The following is a 16,252-nucleotide window of genomic DNA, read 5'->3' as shown; positions in this document are numbered from 1 at the left end:
TCCCCACACCGTCCCCGTGCCGTCCCCATGCCGTCTCCCCCGCCCCCAGGCCGTTTTCGCCGTCCCTACGCCGCTCTCAACCGGTCTCCTCAGGCCCCTCCGGCTCTTGCCCGATCACATCGGCCCTTCCAGTCCTCGGTGTCGTGGAAGAAGTGCTCTCGCATTCCCTTCGGCGGCTGTGATCTGCCGGTCATCCGCCTCAGTGAGTCACGGCATACGTCCCTCAGGAGTCCGGCCGGAAAGGTCGATCACGCCTGGCTCTGTGGCGGCGCTGGCGGACGCCTCGACCCGGATGGCCGGAAGCATCAACCCCCAACTCGGCCTGATCAGCGCCGAAATCCTCACCCTGACCATCTCACCCACGATCGAGACCGCGATCTCCGCGCCTCGTGGTGCCGAACGGGCCGCCGCCGCGCGTACCGACACGACAGGCTCGCCCCGGGCCACGGCCCTGGCTCCCGCCCTGGCCGCGTCCACGCACTCCAATTGGGCACCGATGAGACCCACCGCCCACAGAGCGGCACCGAGGACCGCGACCAGGGCCGGCAACCCGACGGCCGCCTCGGCAGTGACCGAGCCTCGATCACTCGGTCGCACTCGTCGGGCCTTCGGCTCCCTCACAGGCAACGGATCGCCAGAAAGGCGCCCGGCCTGGCGCCCACGAAACCGCGTCGGATCAGGCAACGCCGCCCTGCCGGCCATCCACATCAGCCCTGATGAGACCCCTCGGCGTGGCGACGCACTCAGCGTTCGCTCCGTCCCAGCGAGCTCCCTCACGGCGTCACCCCGCCAGCTTGAGGGCCTTCTGGATCAGCGCGGTGAGCATGCCCCTGACCTCAGCGCTCGTGACGATCTTGAAGAGCAGGCCCGCGAAGGCGCAGGCGGCGATCGTGCCCACCGCATACTCAGCGGTCGACATGCCCGCTTCGGCCCTGGTGCGGGCGGCCAAGGTCCATTGCACGGCCGTGGACCGGAGCCGTACCCGCAACGCGCCGATCGACGCCCGCCAGGAGCGCGCCGAACTCTGGTCGCACAACAACTTCTGCCGGGATTCCGGACCCAGTTCAAGCACTGAGGCCGTTCTGCCCTCCGAGGCCGATCTCCCTTCCGAGGCCACCCTCCCTTCCGAATCCGGTCGGCGCCCCGACACCGGTCGACGCGTCGTGCCGGAGCGACAAACCGCAGCCGACTGGTGCACCGGAAGCGGTTGGCGCGCTGTGGCGAGTCGGCATTCTGAACCCGGACGGCATCCCGGAGCCGGGCGACATTCCGAGGTCGGTCGGCTGACCAGGACATGAAACGCCGCCGCCTTCCTGGACACGCGTGCCATCACTCGCTGAACCGCCAGGAACGCCTGGCACGCTCGTCTGACAGCTTTGCCGAGCTTCTTGCCGATCCCTGTGCGCATCGATCCCCCTGATCGGACCACCACGGTCTCTCCGCGGCTGCCCTCAGGTTCCGCGATCGGGCTTCTCCTCGCGGGCCCCGAACTCGGTTCTGGGGATAAGAATCGATCATGTTCCGCACTGTGGATAGCGGGGTTCTATGTGGATAACCGACCGCTCCGGACAGGGCGTTCAACCTGGAATATCGCCGCACGACATCTCTAGTTATCCACAAGTGTGGAAAGTGCTGTCCACAGCCCAACCAGCGGACAGTCGCCCGAGCTTGTCTCATGCTGACGCCGACCGGCAAGGCTGCGGTGAGCCCGAAGAGGTGGGACGGGGCCCGCAAGTGCCCCTAACACCCCAGACACGGAGGCGGCACTGAAGAGGTGAGGCGGAGAAGCCCGGGAGGCAGTGCGCGGGGGTAAGCGAGGCCAGAGTGGGTCGAGGCCAGAGTGGGTCGAGGCCAGAGTGGGTCGAGGCCAGAGTGGGTCGAGGCCAGCGTGGGTCGAGGCCAGCGTGAAGCCACGCCAGCGTGAAGCGACGCGAAGGAAGAGGGGCGGAAGGTTAAAGGACCGATGTCAAGGCAAAAGGACTTGCCCTGCCAGGCCAGCCACCACGGGAATGATTCCCAAAAAGACGAACGCGGGCAGAAAGCACAACCCGAGCGGAGCCACAGCCTGGACCCCGGCCTTCCTCGCAGCCGCCGATGAGGACGCGCGACCGGCCCGACGCGCGTCATCCGCCAGCCGTGTGAGCACCTCTGCGACCGGCGCTCCGCGCCGGGTAGCTCTGATCATGGTCCGAGCGAGCGAAGCGAGGGGCGGGTCCTGCGCGAGAGCGCCCCACGCCGCCTCTGGGTCCGCCCCCAGCCGTAGCTGGCCTCCGATCCAGGAGAGCCGTTCTCCCAGTGGCCCACCGATGGCTTCCGCCACCGCGTCGACCGCTCCGCCCACCGGCTGCCCGGCCCGGAGACAGGCGACCATGAGATCGGCCGCGAACGGGAGATCCGCCGCCACTCGCTCGCGACGACGCCGGGCCTCGGCGGGTTCCCGCCGTTGAACAGCCACCAGCACGCCCCCGGCGACCAGTGCGCCCGCAACCGCACCCGAAACTCCCCCCAACATGAGGAAAGCGAGTGTTCCGGTTGGCGCGGCGACCGCGAGCCCGTGGAGTCGGACCGCCATCTCGGGACTTCGGGCTGCTGATCCGCGTCCCATGCGAGAGCGGCCAGCCACAGTCGGCGCCATCTCGGTGGTGGCCCCGACGCCGATCCCCTGAGTGTCATCCCGAGTGGCGCCATGACCCACACCTGGACCAACACCTCTGCCAACGCGCTGGACCGGCCCCCGCCGTAGATCTCCTGCCGCACCGAAGCCGGGAAGCGCACGCAGCCGGCCGGAAGGCGAGATGCGAGCCGGCCACACCATCACGGCCAGCGCGGCCAGGACAGCGGCGATCATCGCCATGATGTGCCGACCTCCTTCTCGAGGCTTCCCGCCTCATGACCCCGTGCCGCGTGAGCGACCTTTCCGGCGCCTCCTGCCTTCTGACCGCCTACCGCGTGAGCGGCCATTCCGGGACCTCCCGCCTCATGGCCCCGTACCGCGTGGGCGACGATGCGGTTGGTCCACCACACGCCCACGCCGTCCAGAGCGAGCCCCGTGACCAGGCAGGCGATCCCGGCGGGTTCCCCGAACAGGAACGACAGGGGGCTCATGCCGAGACCGGCGGCCATCAGCAGGCCGAGCGCGGGAAGGACCGCGAGCAGGCGCGCCGTCGCCCGAGGACCCGCGAGCTGGGCGGCGAGATCCTGCCTGTGCGTCTCGGCCTCGCGGAGTGAGCCGCCCAGCCGCTCGACGAGGGCGGCCAGGCCACCGCCCCCGGCCATGCTGACCTGCCAGCAGGCGGCGAGCCGGACGAGCCCCTCTCCACCATGAGGCGGGGCGGCGCGCAGCAGGGCGGCGGCGACGTCACCGCCGTCCCTGGCGGTGGCGACGACCGGCCGCAGCGCCTCGGCATCGGGAAGGGTGACCACGGAGACGGCACGGGACAGCGCGTCACCCGGAGTCCCACCGGCGGCGAGTTCGGCCACGATCCCCTGACAGAGCTCGATGGACACAGCACGCCACGCCGCGGCCTGCCGTTCGGGACGGGGGCGATCAAGGAGTGTCGCCGCGCGGCGTCTCGGCGTGCGCCCCCGGGCACCCGTGAGACCCGCCACACGCGCCGCGGCGATCCCCGGGCCGGCCCATACCCATGCCGCGAGCGCGGCGGCCAGCACCGCTACGGCGACCATGCGGCCCCCGGGCATCGGGCCGCGAGCGCGGGCGCGGCGGGGCCGGATGTCACGTCGCCGTCGGGACCGAATGCCAGGGCCGGGACGGCGGTCACCAGGCCGGAAGGGCAACGTTCCAGCAGGCAGATCTCGGCCACCCTGCGGCGCCCACCCCCGGGATCGCGGACGAGGTGGACGACCGCGTCGAGCGCCGCCGCGAGCTGGCTGTGCACCGCCTCCCGGGAGAGTCCGGCCGCGCAGGCGAGGGCCTCCAGCCGGGCGGGGACATCCGCCGCGTTGTTCGCGTGCAGCGTCCCGCAACCGCCCTCGTGGCCCGTGTTGAGCGCGGCGAGCAGGTCGATGACCTCGGCGCCTCGGACCTCGCCCACCACGACACGGTCCGGCCGCATCCGCAGTGCCTGGCGTACGAGGTCGCGGAGGGTGACACCGCCCGCACCCTCGAGATTCGGCGGGCGCGTTTCGAGACGCACGACATGGGGGTGCCGGGGACGCAGCTCGGCGGAGTCCTCGACCAGGAGCAGTCGCTCACCCGGATCAGCCAGGGACAGCATGGCCGACAACATGGTGGTCTTGCCGGTGCCGGTGCCTCCGGTGACGAGGAAGGCCAGCCGCGCGGCCAGGATCGCCCGCAGGACCACCGCGCCGATGCCGGGCACGAGCTCCTCCAGCGTGAACGTGCGGCGGGGTGGCAGGCGCAGGGACATGCAGGTGCCCTCAGGCGCGATCGGCGGCAACACCGCGTGCAGGCGGACACCTCCCGCCAGTCGCGCGTCCACGTATGGGCTGGCGTCGTCCAGACGCCGACCGGCCGCGGCGGCGAGTCGCTGGGCCAGGCGGCGGACCTCGTCGTCCCCGGAGAAGGCGACGGAGGTGAGCCGCAGGCCGCGGCCGTCGTCGACCCACACCTCTCGTGCGCCGTTGACCAGGACGTCCGTGACGCCCGGCTCGGCGAGGAGCCTCTCGAGTGGCCCCGCGCCGATGAGGTCGGCGCGAAGGGTGCGCGCGATGGCCAACACCTCGGCGTCCCCGAGCACGGCCCGCTCAGCACGGAGCGCGCTCGCCACCCGGGCCGCCGACGGCTCCAGCCCCGAGCGGGCGAGCCGTACGCGGACGGCCTCGACCAGTTCCGGAGAGACCATGGGGTCCGGCACGCTCGGGTCATCCGCCCGCTGTGGGGTCATGGCCTGTGCCGTGCCGTACGGACCGGTCTCTCCGGCGCGGAGGATCACGCGGCCTCCGTCAGGGTTTCGAGCAGGGCCGAGCAGAAGCGGCCCAGGGGTGTACGGCCGAGCGGAGGCGGCGCGCCCCGGTCGAGGGCCTCGGCGAGGCCCCGCTGTTCCGGTAGTACACCGGTGCCCGGAATGCCGAGGGAGGCCGCGACGACGTCGGGGGCGAGTGCCCCGGGACGCGGCACTACGCGGAGATCGGCGGTGTGCCTGCGGAGCTGCGCCAGGACCTGCCCGGCGGCGAGCACTCCGCGGACGTCGGACCGGACGACGAGCAGCGTGGTGGCGGCCCGGGACAGCGCCTCCGCCTCACCGTCGTCCAGGTGGCGAGGCAGGTCGACGACGACCAGGTCGCAGCCGCGGCGGGCGGCGTCGAGCACGGCACGCATGGCCTGCCTCGGAATGGCCGCCGGTTCACCGCGATGCCAGGAAAGCACGGTCAGCTCGCCGAACGTGGGCAGCGCCTCCTGCAGGGCCGCGAAGCTCACCCGCCCTTCCCTTCCGGCGATGTCCGGCCAGCGGGCTCCGGCGGCCTCCTCCTGGCCCAGGACCACGTCGATGCCGCCGCCCAGCGGATCGGCGTCGACCAGCAACGTCCGCAGGCCGCGCCGGGAGGCGGTGAGGGCTAGGGACGCGGCCAGCACGGTCGCCCCCGCGCCGCCCCTGCCACTGGACACGCAGACGACCATGCCCGCCCTCGTCGCCGGTTCCACCGCCTCGCCCAACTCGTCGACCAGAAGACGCTCGGCCTGCGGGAGTTCCACCACCGCCCGCGCCCCGACGGCGACGCATCGGCGCCACATCGACGGATCGGCCACGGCGCGGGTCACGAGCAGCACGTTCTGCCGCGGGGGCGGGCCGGTGGCGGCGAGGGCGTCCGCCAGGTCATCTCCGACGATGACCAGCGGAGCGCCGCTCCAGTACGGCCGGGCCTGCGCCGCGGCGTGCGCGACATCGAGCTCGACTCCGGCCGCCGCGGCGACGCGGAGGAGATCGTCGAGAAGTTCCTGGTCGTCGGTGATGGCCAAGGGCCGGTGCATCGGTGTCTCCCTCCTGACAGGAAGACCACCATGCGAGCCGGGCCTGTCCGCCACGCTCACCGAATGCCGTTCTGGGGATTACTCCCTGGCTGTGGACGAACCCGGAGACCGTCAACGCGTTCGCCGGAGGCGCCTCGGCACGGAGACCGGCGCCGAAAGGGGCGACCCCCGCCGGGGGGATAGCGGGGGTCGCCTACCGGTCCGGCACTGGGGGGGTAGAGCCGGATCCGTTTTCGGAAGAAAGCTTTCAACAGGTGCCCCTGGCGTGGCAAGAGAGTCACCACGCCATGGCCAACTGCACGTCAACTCTCCGTAATGGGAGTCACCACCGTATGCTGCCCGATCGCGGGGGCCGCGTCGAGCCGCAATCCCCCGATTCGGCCGGTTTTCTTCCAAGGAAGACGTCCGCATATCGACAACCGTTGTCAATTCGCGACCTAAAATGATCACTCAATGTGATCAGGAATGTTTGTAACGATCCAATATCCCCGGCGTCACGACAGCTTCAGCACATCGTCTCGGCCGGCTTCGCGATCGTCGGTAAAGGTCTTGGCCTGAGGGGTTCCCAAGTGCGGAAATCCGACGTAGAAAGGTGACACGGGCCCAGTGCCCGGGTACGGCCGCCGAGTACCCACGCGCGACCAGCCGCGGGAGGCGTGTCGAGACGGGCTTGACCCGATCCGACAAATACGAGGTGCACGCTTGGTAACCCGGTGCGACGTACTGGCGACGGCGTCCCAGTCCAGGGACGCCGTCTGCTGCTGTTTCGGCCCTCTTATATCCATGGGCTCCGGGAGCGCGCCCCTCGGATACGCCCTCAGGTAGCCCGGCGGGACAGACGTGACGGCCCGGTCAGCGGGACAGCGCCTCGCAGATGGCGGTCGTCTCCCTCGCTCCGAGCACCACGGCCGACGCGCAGTGCCTCACCCAGGCGCCCACCCCGTCGGCGGTGCCGGTCAGATAGGCCCGCAGCGCCTCCGCGTACGCGTCCCCGAGATCGACGTGGCCCACCTCGACGACCGTGAGCGACTTGGGATCCAGCCCGTGCTCGACCAGGGTGAGCCGCTCGGCGGCACGGGCCACGATGCCGTCCGCGACACCGAACGGCCGCAGTACCGCCAGTTCCGCGTGCACGATCGCGGCGAGGATGAGTGCGGGCGCCTGGGTGCTTCCCGTCACGAGGTCCGCCAGGGCCGCCATCCGTGCCGCGGTCTCCTCCGGGCCTGGCGCGGGGCCGAGGCCGATGGGGTCGGCGGACGTGAGCTCGGTTCTCGGCCGTCCCGGTTCGGCGGAGAGGCCGGCCGCGGCCAGGGTGTGCAGCCGTGCCAGCACCTGGCGGGGAGCCGTACGCCAGGTCTTGCCGAGCCGTCCGAGCTCGGCGGAGACGCGGAGCGCGCCCTGGACGGCGGGGTCGGTCACCTCGCCGGCCCGCAGCGACTCCAGCGGCACGTCGGCCCCTTCGAGCGCGGCCGACGCGCGCGCGCCGCGCAGAGCGGATTCCGCCGAGACCTCGGGACTCCGCCGCCGGAGCACACGGTGGCCGTAAAGCCGGTCCACGGCCTCACGCGCCTCCTGTACGGCCTCCGGCACTCCGGGAAGTTCGGCGATGACTGCCAATGGGTCGCTCACGGGAACCGACCATACCGGCGGGTAAGCGTCATTCAGCGAGGAGGTCCCGCCGTTGAACGCAGAGGCTGCCGCTTCCTATCCCATTGCACTGTGTTTCATCAGGTATCCAGATATCAGGTGATTAGCCCTCTTCGGCGAGCCGGTGCCCCATCGGTACGGACCTGTCTAGACCTCTTGTCCTGGGCGCTCCCGGACTGGTGAAGTGGGACGCGACAATCAAGACCGCCATGCGAAGGAGTACGTTGTGGCCTCCGAAACCCCTGGTCACGAGACTCAGGAGACGCTGTCGAACCTGCTGAGCGAGAACCGCCGGTTCGCACCACCTGCCGACCTGGCGGCGGGCGCGAACGTGACCGCGGCCGCCTACGAGGAGGCGGAGGAGGACCGGCTGGGCTTCTGGGAGCGGGCCGCTGAGCGGCTGACCTGGGCTGAGCGGTGGGACACCACGCTCGAGTGGAACCCCCCGTTCGCCAAGTGGTTCGTGGGCGGCAAGCTCAACGTGGCGTACAACTGCGTGGACCGCCATGTCGAGGCGGGCCGCGGCGACAAGGTCGCCTACCACTGGGAGGGCGAGCCCGAGGGCGACAGCCGCACCATCACGTACGCGGACCTCCAGCGTGAGGTCTCCAAGGCGGCGAACGCGCTCGAGGAGCTGGGCGTCCGCAAGGGCGACCGGGTCGCGATCTACATGCCGATGATCCCGGAGCTGCCGATCTCGCTGCTCGCCTGCGCGCGCATCGGCGCCATCCACTCCGTGGTCTTCGGCGGTTTCTCCGCGAGCGCGCTGAAGAGCCGCATCGACGACGCGGACGCCAAGGTCGTCATCACCGCCGACGGCGGTTACCGTCGCGGCGCCCCGAGCGCGCTCAAGCCCACGGTCGACGAGGCGGTCAGCGAGTGCCCCGGTGTGGAGCACGTCGTCGTCGTACGCAGGACCGGCCAGGACGTCGCCACGACCGACAAGGACGTGTGGTGGCACGACCTCGTGGACCGGCAGTCCGAGCAGCACACGGCCGTCCCGCATGACGCCGAGGACCCGCTCTACATCCTCTACACGAGCGGCACCACCGGAAAGCCCAAGGGCATCCTGCACACCACCGGCGGCTACCTCACCCAGACGTCCTGGACCCACCAGGCCGTCTTCGACCTCAAGCCGGAGACCGACGTCTACTGGTGCACCGCCGACATCGGCTGGGTCACCGGGCACTCCTACATCGTCTACGGCCCGCTCGCGAACGGGGCGACCAGCGTCCTCTACGAGGGCACCCCGGACACCCCGCACAGGGGCCGGTTCTGGGAGGTCGTCCAGAAGTACGGCGTGACGATCCTCTACACCGCCCCGACGGCGATCCGCACGTTCATGAAGTGGGGCGACGACATCCCCGCCAAGTTCGACATGTCGTCCCTGCGCGTCCTCGGCTCCGTCGGCGAGCCGATCAACCCTGAGGCGTACGTGTGGTACCGCGAGCACATCGGCGGAGACCGGTGCCCGGTGGTGGACACGTGGTGGCAGACCGAGACGGGCGCCATCATGATCAGCCCGCTGCCCGGTGTGACCTCGGCCAAGCCCGGCGCGGCCATGCGGCCGCTGCCCGGGATCGTGGCCGACGTGGTCGACGACCAGGCCAACTCGGTCCCGAACGGCGGCGGCGGGTTCCTCGTGGTCCGCGAGCCGTGGCCGTCGATGCTCCGCACGATCTGGGGGGACGACCAGCGCTACATCGACACGTACTGGTCGCGCTTCGAGGGGATGTACTTCGCCGGTGACGGCGCCAAGCGCGACGACGACGGCGACATCTGGCTCCTCGGCCGGGTCGACGACGTCATGCTCGTCTCCGGCCACAACATCTCGACCACCGAGGTCGAGAGCGCCCTGGTCAGCCACCCGAAGGTCGCGGAGGCGGCCGTCGTGGGCGCGACCGACCCGGTGACCGGGCAGGCGATCGTGTCGTTCGTCATCCTGCGCGGCAGCGCGGAGGAGAGCGACGACATCGCCACCGAGCTGCGTACCCACGTGGCGAAGACGCTGGGCCCGATCGCCAAGCCGCGCCAGATCCTGATCGTGCCCGAGCTGCCCAAGACCCGCTCCGGCAAGATCATGCGGCGCCTGCTCCGGGACGTGGCGGAGAACCGCTCTCTCGGCGACGTCACCACGCTCACCGACAGCTCCGTGATGAATCTCATCTCCGACAAGCTGCCGAGCGCGAAGAGCGAGGACTGACGCCGATTCCGTGAGGGGCGCGGGTGTCTCCGCCGGACACCCGCGCCCTTTCACATGCCAGGACATGGGTAGCCTTGGCGGGAGGTGTGCCGGGAAGTCTGGTCGGCCGTCGGGGGGACCGCCCGCGACGTTCCGGCTCACCAAGGGGGATCATGCGTCGCGCTGCCGAGATCTGGCCGGTCCGGCCGACGGTGAGGTACGCCCGCCAACTGGCGGAGGCGCTCAGAACAGAGACGATCGGCGGCGTGATCATGCTGGCCGCCACCGTCGCCGCCCTGATCTGGGCGAACTCCGCCTGGTCGGACTCCTACCAGGCGCTCAGGGACACCGTGCCCGGCCCGCTGCACCTCTCGCTCTACCAATGGGCTTCCGACGGCCTGCTGGCCGTCTTCTTCTTCGTCGCCGGTCTCGAGGTGAAGGAGGAGTTCGTCCACGGCGAGCTGTCCAACCTCCGGGACGCGATCCTGCCGATCGTCGCGGCGGTCGCCGGGATGATCGTGCCGGCGATCCTCTACCTCGCGGTCAGCTGGGGTGTGGAGGACGCCGTCAGGGGCTGGGCCATCCCGACCGCGACCGACATCGCGTTCGCCCTCGCCATCCTCGCCGTGACCGCCTCCGCGATGCCCGACGCGTTGCGCGCGTTCCTGCTCACCCTCGCCGTGGTGGACGACCTCGGTGCGATCACCGTCATCGCCCTCTTCTACAGCGAGCAGGTGCACCTCATGCCGCTGCTCGCGGCGGTGGCCGTCCTCGCTCTGTACGGGTTCCTGCAGTGGAGGCGGGTGCGCAACCCACTGATCTTCATCGTGCTCGGCGTGGCCGCGTGGGTGCTGGTGCACGAGAGCGGCGTGCACGCCACCGTCGCCGGAGTGCTCTGCGGCCTGCTCACGAGGGTGCGCCGCGACGACGGCGAGGAGAGCTCGCCGGCCGAACGCGCCGACCATTTCGTCCGGCCGGTCTCGGCCGGTTTCGCCGTCCCCGTGTTCGCCTTCTTCGCCGCCGGCGTCCGGCTCGACCCCCAGGCGCTCGGCGCCGTCTTCACCGAGAGGATCACGCTCGGCGTCATCATCGGGCTGGTCGTGGGCAAGTTCCTCGGTGTGTTCGGAGGTGCCTGGTTGTCGGTCAGACTCGGGTTCGCGAGGATCAGCGAAGACCTGTACTGGCGCGACATGGCGGCCGTGTCCGTACTCGCCGGGATCGGCTTCACCGTCGCGCTGCTGATCGGCGACCGAGCCTTCCCCGGCATGGAGAGGATCACCACGGCGGTACTGGTCGCCAGTTTCACCGCGTCGGTACTGGCCGCGATCCTCCTGCACGTTCGCGTACGCAAGCGGGCACGGGATGATGTTTGATGGTTCGCAGAATAGGAGATCGCTGATGCCCGAGGACGAATCGCTCGGCGCGCTCGTCGCACAGGCGAGCACGCACATCTCGACACTCGTCCGCTCGGAGATCGAGCTGGCGAAGGCCGAGCTGAAATTCGACGCCAAGCGCGTCGGGACCGCCACGGGGCTGTTCGGGGCGGCCGCCTTCATCGGGCACCTGTGCCTGATCCTCGCCTCCTTCACCATCGCGTACGCCCTGATGGCCGCCGGGCTGGCCCAGTGGCTGGCGTTCCTCATCGTCACGGTGTTCTACCTGGTGGTGGCGGGCGCGCTGGTCTTCGTCGGCTATCGCCGGCTGAAGGGCCTGAACCGCATGCAACGCACCACCCGCACCCTCAGGAACCTCAAGGGCGGCGGAGGCGACGGCGAGACCGTCGAGGGCGGTACGGCGCGGCCCAGCCTCTTCCCCGAGACGGCGCCCGCGCGCAAGCCGTACACCGGCCCCACCGCCGGGCAGGTCGGCGCACACCGCGAGACGGTGAGCGAGACGCCGAGCCATGGCGGCTGACGAGTCCCTGGTCCAGATCGACGGACCATGGACGCACCGCGCGGTGCACGCGGGCGGCACCCGGTTCCACGTGGTGGAGGCGGGTGACGGCCCGCTGGTGCTGCTGCTGCACGGGTTCCCGCAGTTCTGGTGGACCTGGCGGCACCAGCTCGTGTCGCTGCCCGCGGCGGGTTACCGCGCGGTCGCGGCGGACCTGCGCGGCTACGGCGCCAGCGACAAGCCGCCGCGCGGCTACGACCTGCCGACGCTCGCCATGGACGCCGCCGGGCTGATCCGCGCGCTGGGCGAGACCGGCGCGATCGTCGTCGGCCACGACTGGGGCGGCCTGCTGGCCTGGACCATGGGGGCGCTCGATCCCAAGGTGGTGCGCCGGCTGGTCCCCGTGTCGGCGCCGCATCCGCTGCGGCTGCGCGCGTCGCTGATCACCGACCCGCTGGGGCAGCTCAGGGCCAGCGGTCACAGCCTCGGCTTCCAGCTTCCCGCGCTGCCCGAGCGTCGGCTCACCTCCGACGGCGGTGCGCTCGTCGGACGGCTGCTCGACGAGTGGTCGGGGCCGGAGTGGCCCCCCGAGGACGTCGCCCTGACCTACCGGGACGCCTTCCGCATCCCCGGCGTGGCGCACTGCGCGCTTGAGTACCACCGCTGGTTCGGTCGTTCCCAGCTCCGGCCGGACGGCCTTCGCTATGCCCGCCAGATGCGCGCCGAGGTCGAGGCGCCGACGCTCCAACTGCACGGCTCCCTCGACTCCTGCATCCTGCCCCGGACCGCTCAGGGGTCCAGCCGCTTCGTGGCCGCGCCGTACCGGTGGAGGATGATCGAAGGTGCCGGGCACTTCCCGCACGAGGAGCGTCCCGAGCAGTTCGACGCCGAGCTGATCGCCTGGCTCTCCGACCCCGAGCCCGACCGCTAGGTCCCGCGACCGGCCGCACGGAGCGATCTGGAGGGATCATGCGCGACCGCGACGAGACGGGCCGCCCCCGCAGCGCCCGCCCGCGCGACGAGTACGGCAGGCCGCTGCCCCATGGCGCGCAGGGCGTGCCCCGCGTCCCTGACGACTACGCTCCGAGCGCTCAGGAGGCGCTGGCGGACGCGGCACGGCTGCTGGCGGCCGGACGGCCGTTCCACGCCCACGAGGTTCTGGAAGCCCGCTGGAAGACCGGTCCTGCCGGCGAGCGGGAGCTCTGGCAGGGCCTCGCCCAGATCTGCGTCGGCCTCACCCACCTCCAGCGCGGCAACCTCTCCGGCGCCGCCGCCCTGCTCACCCGCGGCTCCGCCCGCGCCGGCGCGTACGGACGGTCTCTGCCGCCGGGCGCCGTGCCGTACGGACTGGATCTCGACGGGGTGGCCGGGGCCGCCGAGGCGATCGTCGCCGGGCTGGCGGCCGGGCCGGCGGAACCCGGCGCGGCGATCGAGGAGATCCGGCGCGGCCTGGTCCGCGTGGCCCCCGGGCCGTGACCTACGCCGCCTCGCCCGGCGCGGGGAAGGCGAACCGCGGCTCCCCGCCCGACCACCACACACCGATCGCGAACGCCGCGGTCGCCTCCAGGTAGGCGGCCCGGGACAGCCCGCCGCAGCGCAGCGGCACGCAGCCGATCGCCCCGGCCAGAGCGGCGGCCAGGTCCACCGCCGCCGGATCATCGCCGCAGATCGGCACGGCCAGCGGCTCGCCCTGGAAGACCGGCCGGGGCAACGCCCAGATACTCGAGTGGCAGAGGTTGAACGCCTTGACCACCCTTGCGTCCGGCGCGGCGTCCGCGATCCTCCGGGCGACCGGTACGCCGCCGGTGGTCAGCTCGGGGCCGTCCGCGCCGGGCGCGAGCTGGTTGGTGCAGTCGATCACCGTACGGCCCGCCAGGAGGCCGGCCAGGTCCCGGGCGAGCTCAGGGGCGGCGTCCGCCGGGACCGCGACCAGGACGGCGTCGCCATGGCGGGCCGCGTCCGCCGGCGTGCCGTGCCCGGCGGCACCGATCTCGGCCGCGGCGGCGGCCGCCGTCGCCAGGTTCCGGCCGCCCACGAGGACATCGTGACCGGCGCGGCGCCACGCCCCTCCCAGCGTGCGTGCCATGGTGCCGGAGCCCAGAATCCCCACGCGCATATCGCGCTCCCCTCTCCGGCCCGCGGTGGGTCGGCGTCGTCCCGTACGATCCGGTGCGGATCGCTGTGGTCGGCGACGCTAGCCGGGCCGATGCCTACCATCCGGTGTCCGTCGGACCGGGCACCATGGGAGGGTGTCGACGCCCAGCACCCCATCGGACGACGTTCCCCAGAAGGACCACACCGGCGACTACACCGCGGACCACACCGCGGACCACACGGCGGACTTCACGGCGGACTTCACGGCGGACTGCCGTGCCCGCGTGGCGTTCGAGATGCTCGCCAACCGCTGGGACAGCGTCGTGGTGTACACCCTCGGAGCGGGCGGCCCGATGCGGCCGCGGGCGCTGGCGGCCCGCATCGGCGGGATCAGCGCCAAGGTGCTCAACGAGGCGCTGCGGCGGCTGGAGTACAACGGCCTGGTGGACCGCCGGGCGTACCCGGAGGCCCCGCCCCGAGTGGAGTACGCGCTGACCGCGGCGGGCAGGGCCATGCTCGGCCCGATGCGGGCGATGGGCGCGTGGGCGGTCCGCTACGGAGACGACGTGCTGGAGGCCCAGGAGCGGTTCACCGCGCGCCGACGCGAGCGGCCGGGAGCCTGATCCTCCGGGGTCAGTCGCACTCCTGGGTGTCGGCGGGGGCCACGGCACCACTGCCGTCGTCGGCGTCGGGACGGACTTCCTCCGCCGTCAGGGCGTACCCGGTCTCCGCCTGGTCGGTCGCGGCGGCGAAGATGACGCCGTAGACCCGGCCATCCGGGCTGAGGAGCGGACCACCGGAGTTGCCCGGCTGGACGGTGCCCCGGATCGCGTAGACCTCGCGCTCGACCTTGTGCCGGTTGTAGATGTCGTACGACTCGGCGGGCTGCTTGATGCGGATGCGGGCGGCGAGCGGGGTGAACCCGTGACCCTTGGGATATCCGGCGATGATCGCGTCGCCGCGGCTCTTGGCGGTGTAGTCGAACCGCAACGGCGACACGTTCAGACCGGGGACGTAGAGGACGGCGATGTCCCTGTCGGGGTTGTAGAGCACCACCCGGGCGTTGTGCGGCGTTCCGGTGGAGTCGGTGACCCGCAGCTCCTGGCTGACCCCGGCGACGACGTGGGCGTTCGTCATGATGCGGTTGCGGGAGTAGACGAAGCCGGTGCCCTCGATGCGCTTGCGGCAGGTGGGCGCGGTCCCCTGGATCTTGACGATCGCCCGCCGGGCGCGGCTCAGCCCGGGGCTGCCCTTCAGCACGCCCTCGTCCGGCGGAGGGACGTTCTGGCCACCGATAGAGGTGATCACCTCGGGCCATTCCGAGGAGTCGACGAAGTCCCGGAACGGCTTCTGCAGGGCGCGTACGCCGTTGGGGATGGCCTCGTCCACGGCCTGCCAGACGACTGAGCCGTTGATCTGCTCCTTGGGCAAGGGGAAGCCCATGGAGACGATCAGCGAGCCGAGCAGCCAGGCGATGATCAGTACGGAGAGGCCGCTGGCCAGCGAGCCGCCGAAGGCGTCCACCAAGCGCGCGGGCTCCCACGTGACATGGCTGCGCACCACCGCTCCGACGGTGGACGACGCGAACTGGCCGATGGTCGCGGCGAGAAAGACGATCACGATGGCGAGCAGCGCGCGCTCGGTGTCGCCGCTCACGATCGCCCCGGCGATCGGAGGCGCGATGAACATCCCGAGAAGGGCACCGCCGATGAAGCCGACGAAGCTGAACGCCCCGATGATGAACCCCTGCCGGTATCCGGACACGGCGAAGGCCACGACCAGGCCGATCAGGATGAGGTCCAGGAGATCACCGCGCACAGATTCAACGGTATCCAGCCACGCCCGTCGTCGTGCACACCTTCCCCCACGCTGCTCGATATCGTGACGTCATGGGGGGACCGGTCGAGGAACTGATCCAGATAGCGCTGGCCGACGGCGACCCGGACGGCACCGTGCGCTGGCAGGCGATAGCCGTGCTTCAGGAACGTGGAGACCTGGAGACCTTCACCCTGGCGAGACGCCTGTGCGCCGCGCGCACGACCGCGGAACGCGTTCTCGGGGTGGACATTCTGGGCGAACTCGGCCGGGACCGGCCGTTCGCCGACAAGACACTTCCGATCCTGCGCTATCTCGCGGCCAGCGAGCAGGACGCGCGGGTGCTGTACTCCGTGCTCATCGCCTTCGGCCACCTGCGGGACGCGCGGGCGCTGCCGTCGGTGATCGAGCTGGCCTCACACCCGGAGCACTCGGTCCGGTACGGCGCGGCCTACGCGCTGCCGAACGTGATGGGGATCCCGCCGGACCCGGCCGGTGTCGCCGCGCTGCGCCTGCTGGCCTCCGACCCCGACGACGACGTCGCCGACTGGGCCGCGCTCGGGATCAGCCTGGTCAGCGACCGCGGGTTCGACTCGTAGGGGTTCTAGTGGCCCGTCACCGAATCTCGGCCGGGTAATTGATCTCCAGCGGTGAACCCGTCAGGCTGGCTG

The 16,252-nt window shown here is 71.3% G+C and carries 16 protein-coding genes; 7 read left to right on the top strand and 9 right to left on the bottom strand.

Going from position 1 to position 16,252, the window contains the following annotated elements:
- Nucleotides 1-207 precede the first annotated feature (207 nt).
- The 7 genes from IMZ11_RS40205 to IMZ11_RS40175 form a co-directional block, all read right to left on the bottom strand.
- Nucleotides 208-597 (bottom strand): TadE family type IV pilus minor pilin, encoded by a 390-nt coding sequence (locus IMZ11_RS40205; protein WP_228648417.1) that lies wholly within the window; start codon nucleotides 595-597, stop codon nucleotides 208-210.
- 184 nt (nucleotides 598-781) lie between these two features.
- A complete protein-coding gene (locus IMZ11_RS46525; RefSeq protein ID WP_308066907.1) occupies nucleotides 782-1,072 on the bottom strand; it encodes a DUF4244 domain-containing protein in 291 nt (96 codons plus the stop codon).
- Nucleotides 1,073-1,966: 894 nt separating this feature from the next.
- Entirely contained in the window at nucleotides 1,967-2,371 is a 405-nt protein-coding gene (locus IMZ11_RS40195) for a type II secretion system F family protein (protein ID WP_228648421.1), read from the bottom strand.
- A 473-nt stretch (nucleotides 2,372-2,844) separates the two neighbouring features.
- Nucleotides 2,845-3,684 carry a type II secretion system F family protein gene (locus tag IMZ11_RS40190; RefSeq protein WP_228648415.1) on the bottom strand — a complete coding sequence of 280 codons (840 nt, stop codon included), beginning with the start codon at nucleotides 3,682-3,684 and terminating at the stop codon, nucleotides 2,845-2,847.
- A complete protein-coding gene (locus IMZ11_RS40185) occupies nucleotides 3,672-4,823 on the bottom strand; it encodes a TadA family conjugal transfer-associated ATPase (protein ID WP_228648419.1) in 1,152 nt (383 codons plus the stop codon). Before IMZ11_RS40185 ends, IMZ11_RS40190 begins: the two co-directional genes overlap by 13 nt.
- Before the next feature lie 86 nt (nucleotides 4,824-4,909).
- Nucleotides 4,910-5,950, bottom strand: a complete 1,041-nt coding sequence (gene ssd / locus IMZ11_RS40180) for a septum site-determining protein Ssd (protein WP_228648412.1) — start codon at nucleotides 5,948-5,950, stop codon at nucleotides 4,910-4,912.
- Between the two features lie 852 nt (nucleotides 5,951-6,802).
- Complete coding sequence (locus IMZ11_RS40175; protein ID WP_228648410.1) at nucleotides 6,803-7,579, bottom strand: Fic family protein; 777 nt, start codon at nucleotides 7,577-7,579, stop codon at nucleotides 6,803-6,805.
- 244 nt (nucleotides 7,580-7,823) lie between these two features.
- Between IMZ11_RS40175 and acs the strand changes: the two genes are divergently transcribed.
- From acs to IMZ11_RS40150, 5 genes are all read left to right on the top strand, one after another.
- Nucleotides 7,824-9,800, top strand: a complete 1,977-nt coding sequence (acs, locus tag IMZ11_RS40170; RefSeq protein ID WP_228648408.1) for an acetate--CoA ligase — start codon at nucleotides 7,824-7,826, stop codon at nucleotides 9,798-9,800.
- A gap of 152 nt (nucleotides 9,801-9,952) precedes the next feature.
- Entirely contained in the window at nucleotides 9,953-11,152 is a 1,200-nt protein-coding gene (gene nhaA, locus IMZ11_RS40165; RefSeq protein ID WP_228648406.1) for a Na+/H+ antiporter NhaA, read from the top strand.
- Between the two features lie 25 nt (nucleotides 11,153-11,177).
- A complete protein-coding gene (locus IMZ11_RS40160) occupies nucleotides 11,178-11,693 on the top strand; it encodes a phage holin family protein (RefSeq protein ID WP_061253920.1) in 516 nt (171 codons plus the stop codon).
- Nucleotides 11,683-12,603: an alpha/beta fold hydrolase gene (locus IMZ11_RS40155; RefSeq protein ID WP_228648404.1), complete on the top strand. Its 921-nt coding sequence runs from the start codon at nucleotides 11,683-11,685 to the stop codon at nucleotides 12,601-12,603. The genes IMZ11_RS40160 and IMZ11_RS40155 overlap by 11 nt, the downstream gene beginning before the upstream one ends.
- A 38-nt stretch (nucleotides 12,604-12,641) precedes the next feature.
- The gene (locus IMZ11_RS40150) at nucleotides 12,642-13,148 is read left to right on the top strand and encodes a DUF309 domain-containing protein (protein ID WP_228648402.1); all 507 of its coding nucleotides are present in this window, start codon (nucleotides 12,642-12,644) and stop codon (nucleotides 13,146-13,148) included.
- 1 nt (nucleotide 13,149) lies between these two features.
- On the opposite strand, the gene IMZ11_RS40145 is transcribed toward IMZ11_RS40150, so the two are convergent.
- On the bottom strand, nucleotides 13,150-13,788 hold the full coding sequence (locus tag IMZ11_RS40145) for an NADPH-dependent F420 reductase (protein ID WP_228648400.1): 639 nt from the start codon (nucleotides 13,786-13,788) through the stop codon (nucleotides 13,150-13,152).
- Between the two features lie 133 nt (nucleotides 13,789-13,921).
- Between IMZ11_RS40145 and IMZ11_RS40140 the strand changes: the two genes are divergently transcribed.
- On the top strand, nucleotides 13,922-14,389 hold the full coding sequence (locus IMZ11_RS40140) for a helix-turn-helix domain-containing protein (RefSeq protein WP_228648398.1): 468 nt from the start codon (nucleotides 13,922-13,924) through the stop codon (nucleotides 14,387-14,389).
- Nucleotides 14,390-14,399: 10 nt separating this feature from the next.
- Here IMZ11_RS40140 and IMZ11_RS40135 read toward each other — a convergent pair whose 3' ends face one another.
- Nucleotides 14,400-15,584, bottom strand: coding sequence for a MarP family serine protease (locus IMZ11_RS40135; RefSeq protein ID WP_228648396.1), 1,185 nt, complete (start codon nucleotides 15,582-15,584; stop codon nucleotides 14,400-14,402).
- A 71-nt stretch (nucleotides 15,585-15,655) separates the two neighbouring features.
- On the opposite strand from IMZ11_RS40135, the gene IMZ11_RS40130 reads away from it, so the two are divergent.
- Entirely contained in the window at nucleotides 15,656-16,180 is a 525-nt protein-coding gene (locus IMZ11_RS40130) for a HEAT repeat domain-containing protein (protein WP_061253924.1), read from the top strand.
- Nucleotides 16,181-16,252: the final 72 nt, after the last annotated feature.

It is taken from the genome of Microtetraspora sp. AC03309 (assembly GCF_020826795.1).
GTDB classification, from domain to species: domain Bacteria; phylum Actinomycetota; class Actinomycetes; order Streptosporangiales; family Streptosporangiaceae; genus Microtetraspora; species Microtetraspora glauca.
Note: the sequence above shows the minus strand (reverse complement) of the source record. Positions and strands in the feature narration are given on the sequence as shown.

Bases quoted from the DNA above. Each gene is read 5' to 3' on its own strand.
- IMZ11_RS40145 (WP_228648400.1), bottom strand. From the start codon at position 13,788: ATGCGCGTGGGGATTCTGGGCTCCGGCACCATGGCACGCACGCTGGGA.
- IMZ11_RS40155 (WP_228648404.1), top strand. From the start codon at position 11,683: ATGGCGGCTGACGAGTCCCTGGTCCAGATCGACGGACCATGGACGCAC.
- IMZ11_RS40150 (WP_228648402.1), top strand. From the start codon at position 12,642: ATGCGCGACCGCGACGAGACGGGCCGCCCCCGCAGCGCCCGCCCGCGC.
- IMZ11_RS40190 (WP_228648415.1), bottom strand. From the start codon at position 3,684: ATGGTCGCCGTAGCGGTGCTGGCCGCCGCGCTCGCGGCATGGGTATGG.
- IMZ11_RS40160 (WP_061253920.1), top strand. From the start codon at position 11,178: ATGCCCGAGGACGAATCGCTCGGCGCGCTCGTCGCACAGGCGAGCACG.
- IMZ11_RS40130 (WP_061253924.1), top strand. From the start codon at position 15,656: ATGGGGGGACCGGTCGAGGAACTGATCCAGATAGCGCTGGCCGACGGC.
- nhaA (WP_228648406.1), top strand. From the start codon at position 9,953: ATGCGTCGCGCTGCCGAGATCTGGCCGGTCCGGCCGACGGTGAGGTAC.
- ssd (WP_228648412.1), bottom strand. From the start codon at position 5,950: ATGCACCGGCCCTTGGCCATCACCGACGACCAGGAACTTCTCGACGAT.
- IMZ11_RS40195 (WP_228648421.1), bottom strand. From the start codon at position 2,371: ATGGTCGCCTGTCTCCGGGCCGGGCAGCCGGTGGGCGGAGCGGTCGAC.
- IMZ11_RS40185 (WP_228648419.1), bottom strand. From the start codon at position 4,823: ATGGTCTCTCCGGAACTGGTCGAGGCCGTCCGCGTACGGCTCGCCCGC.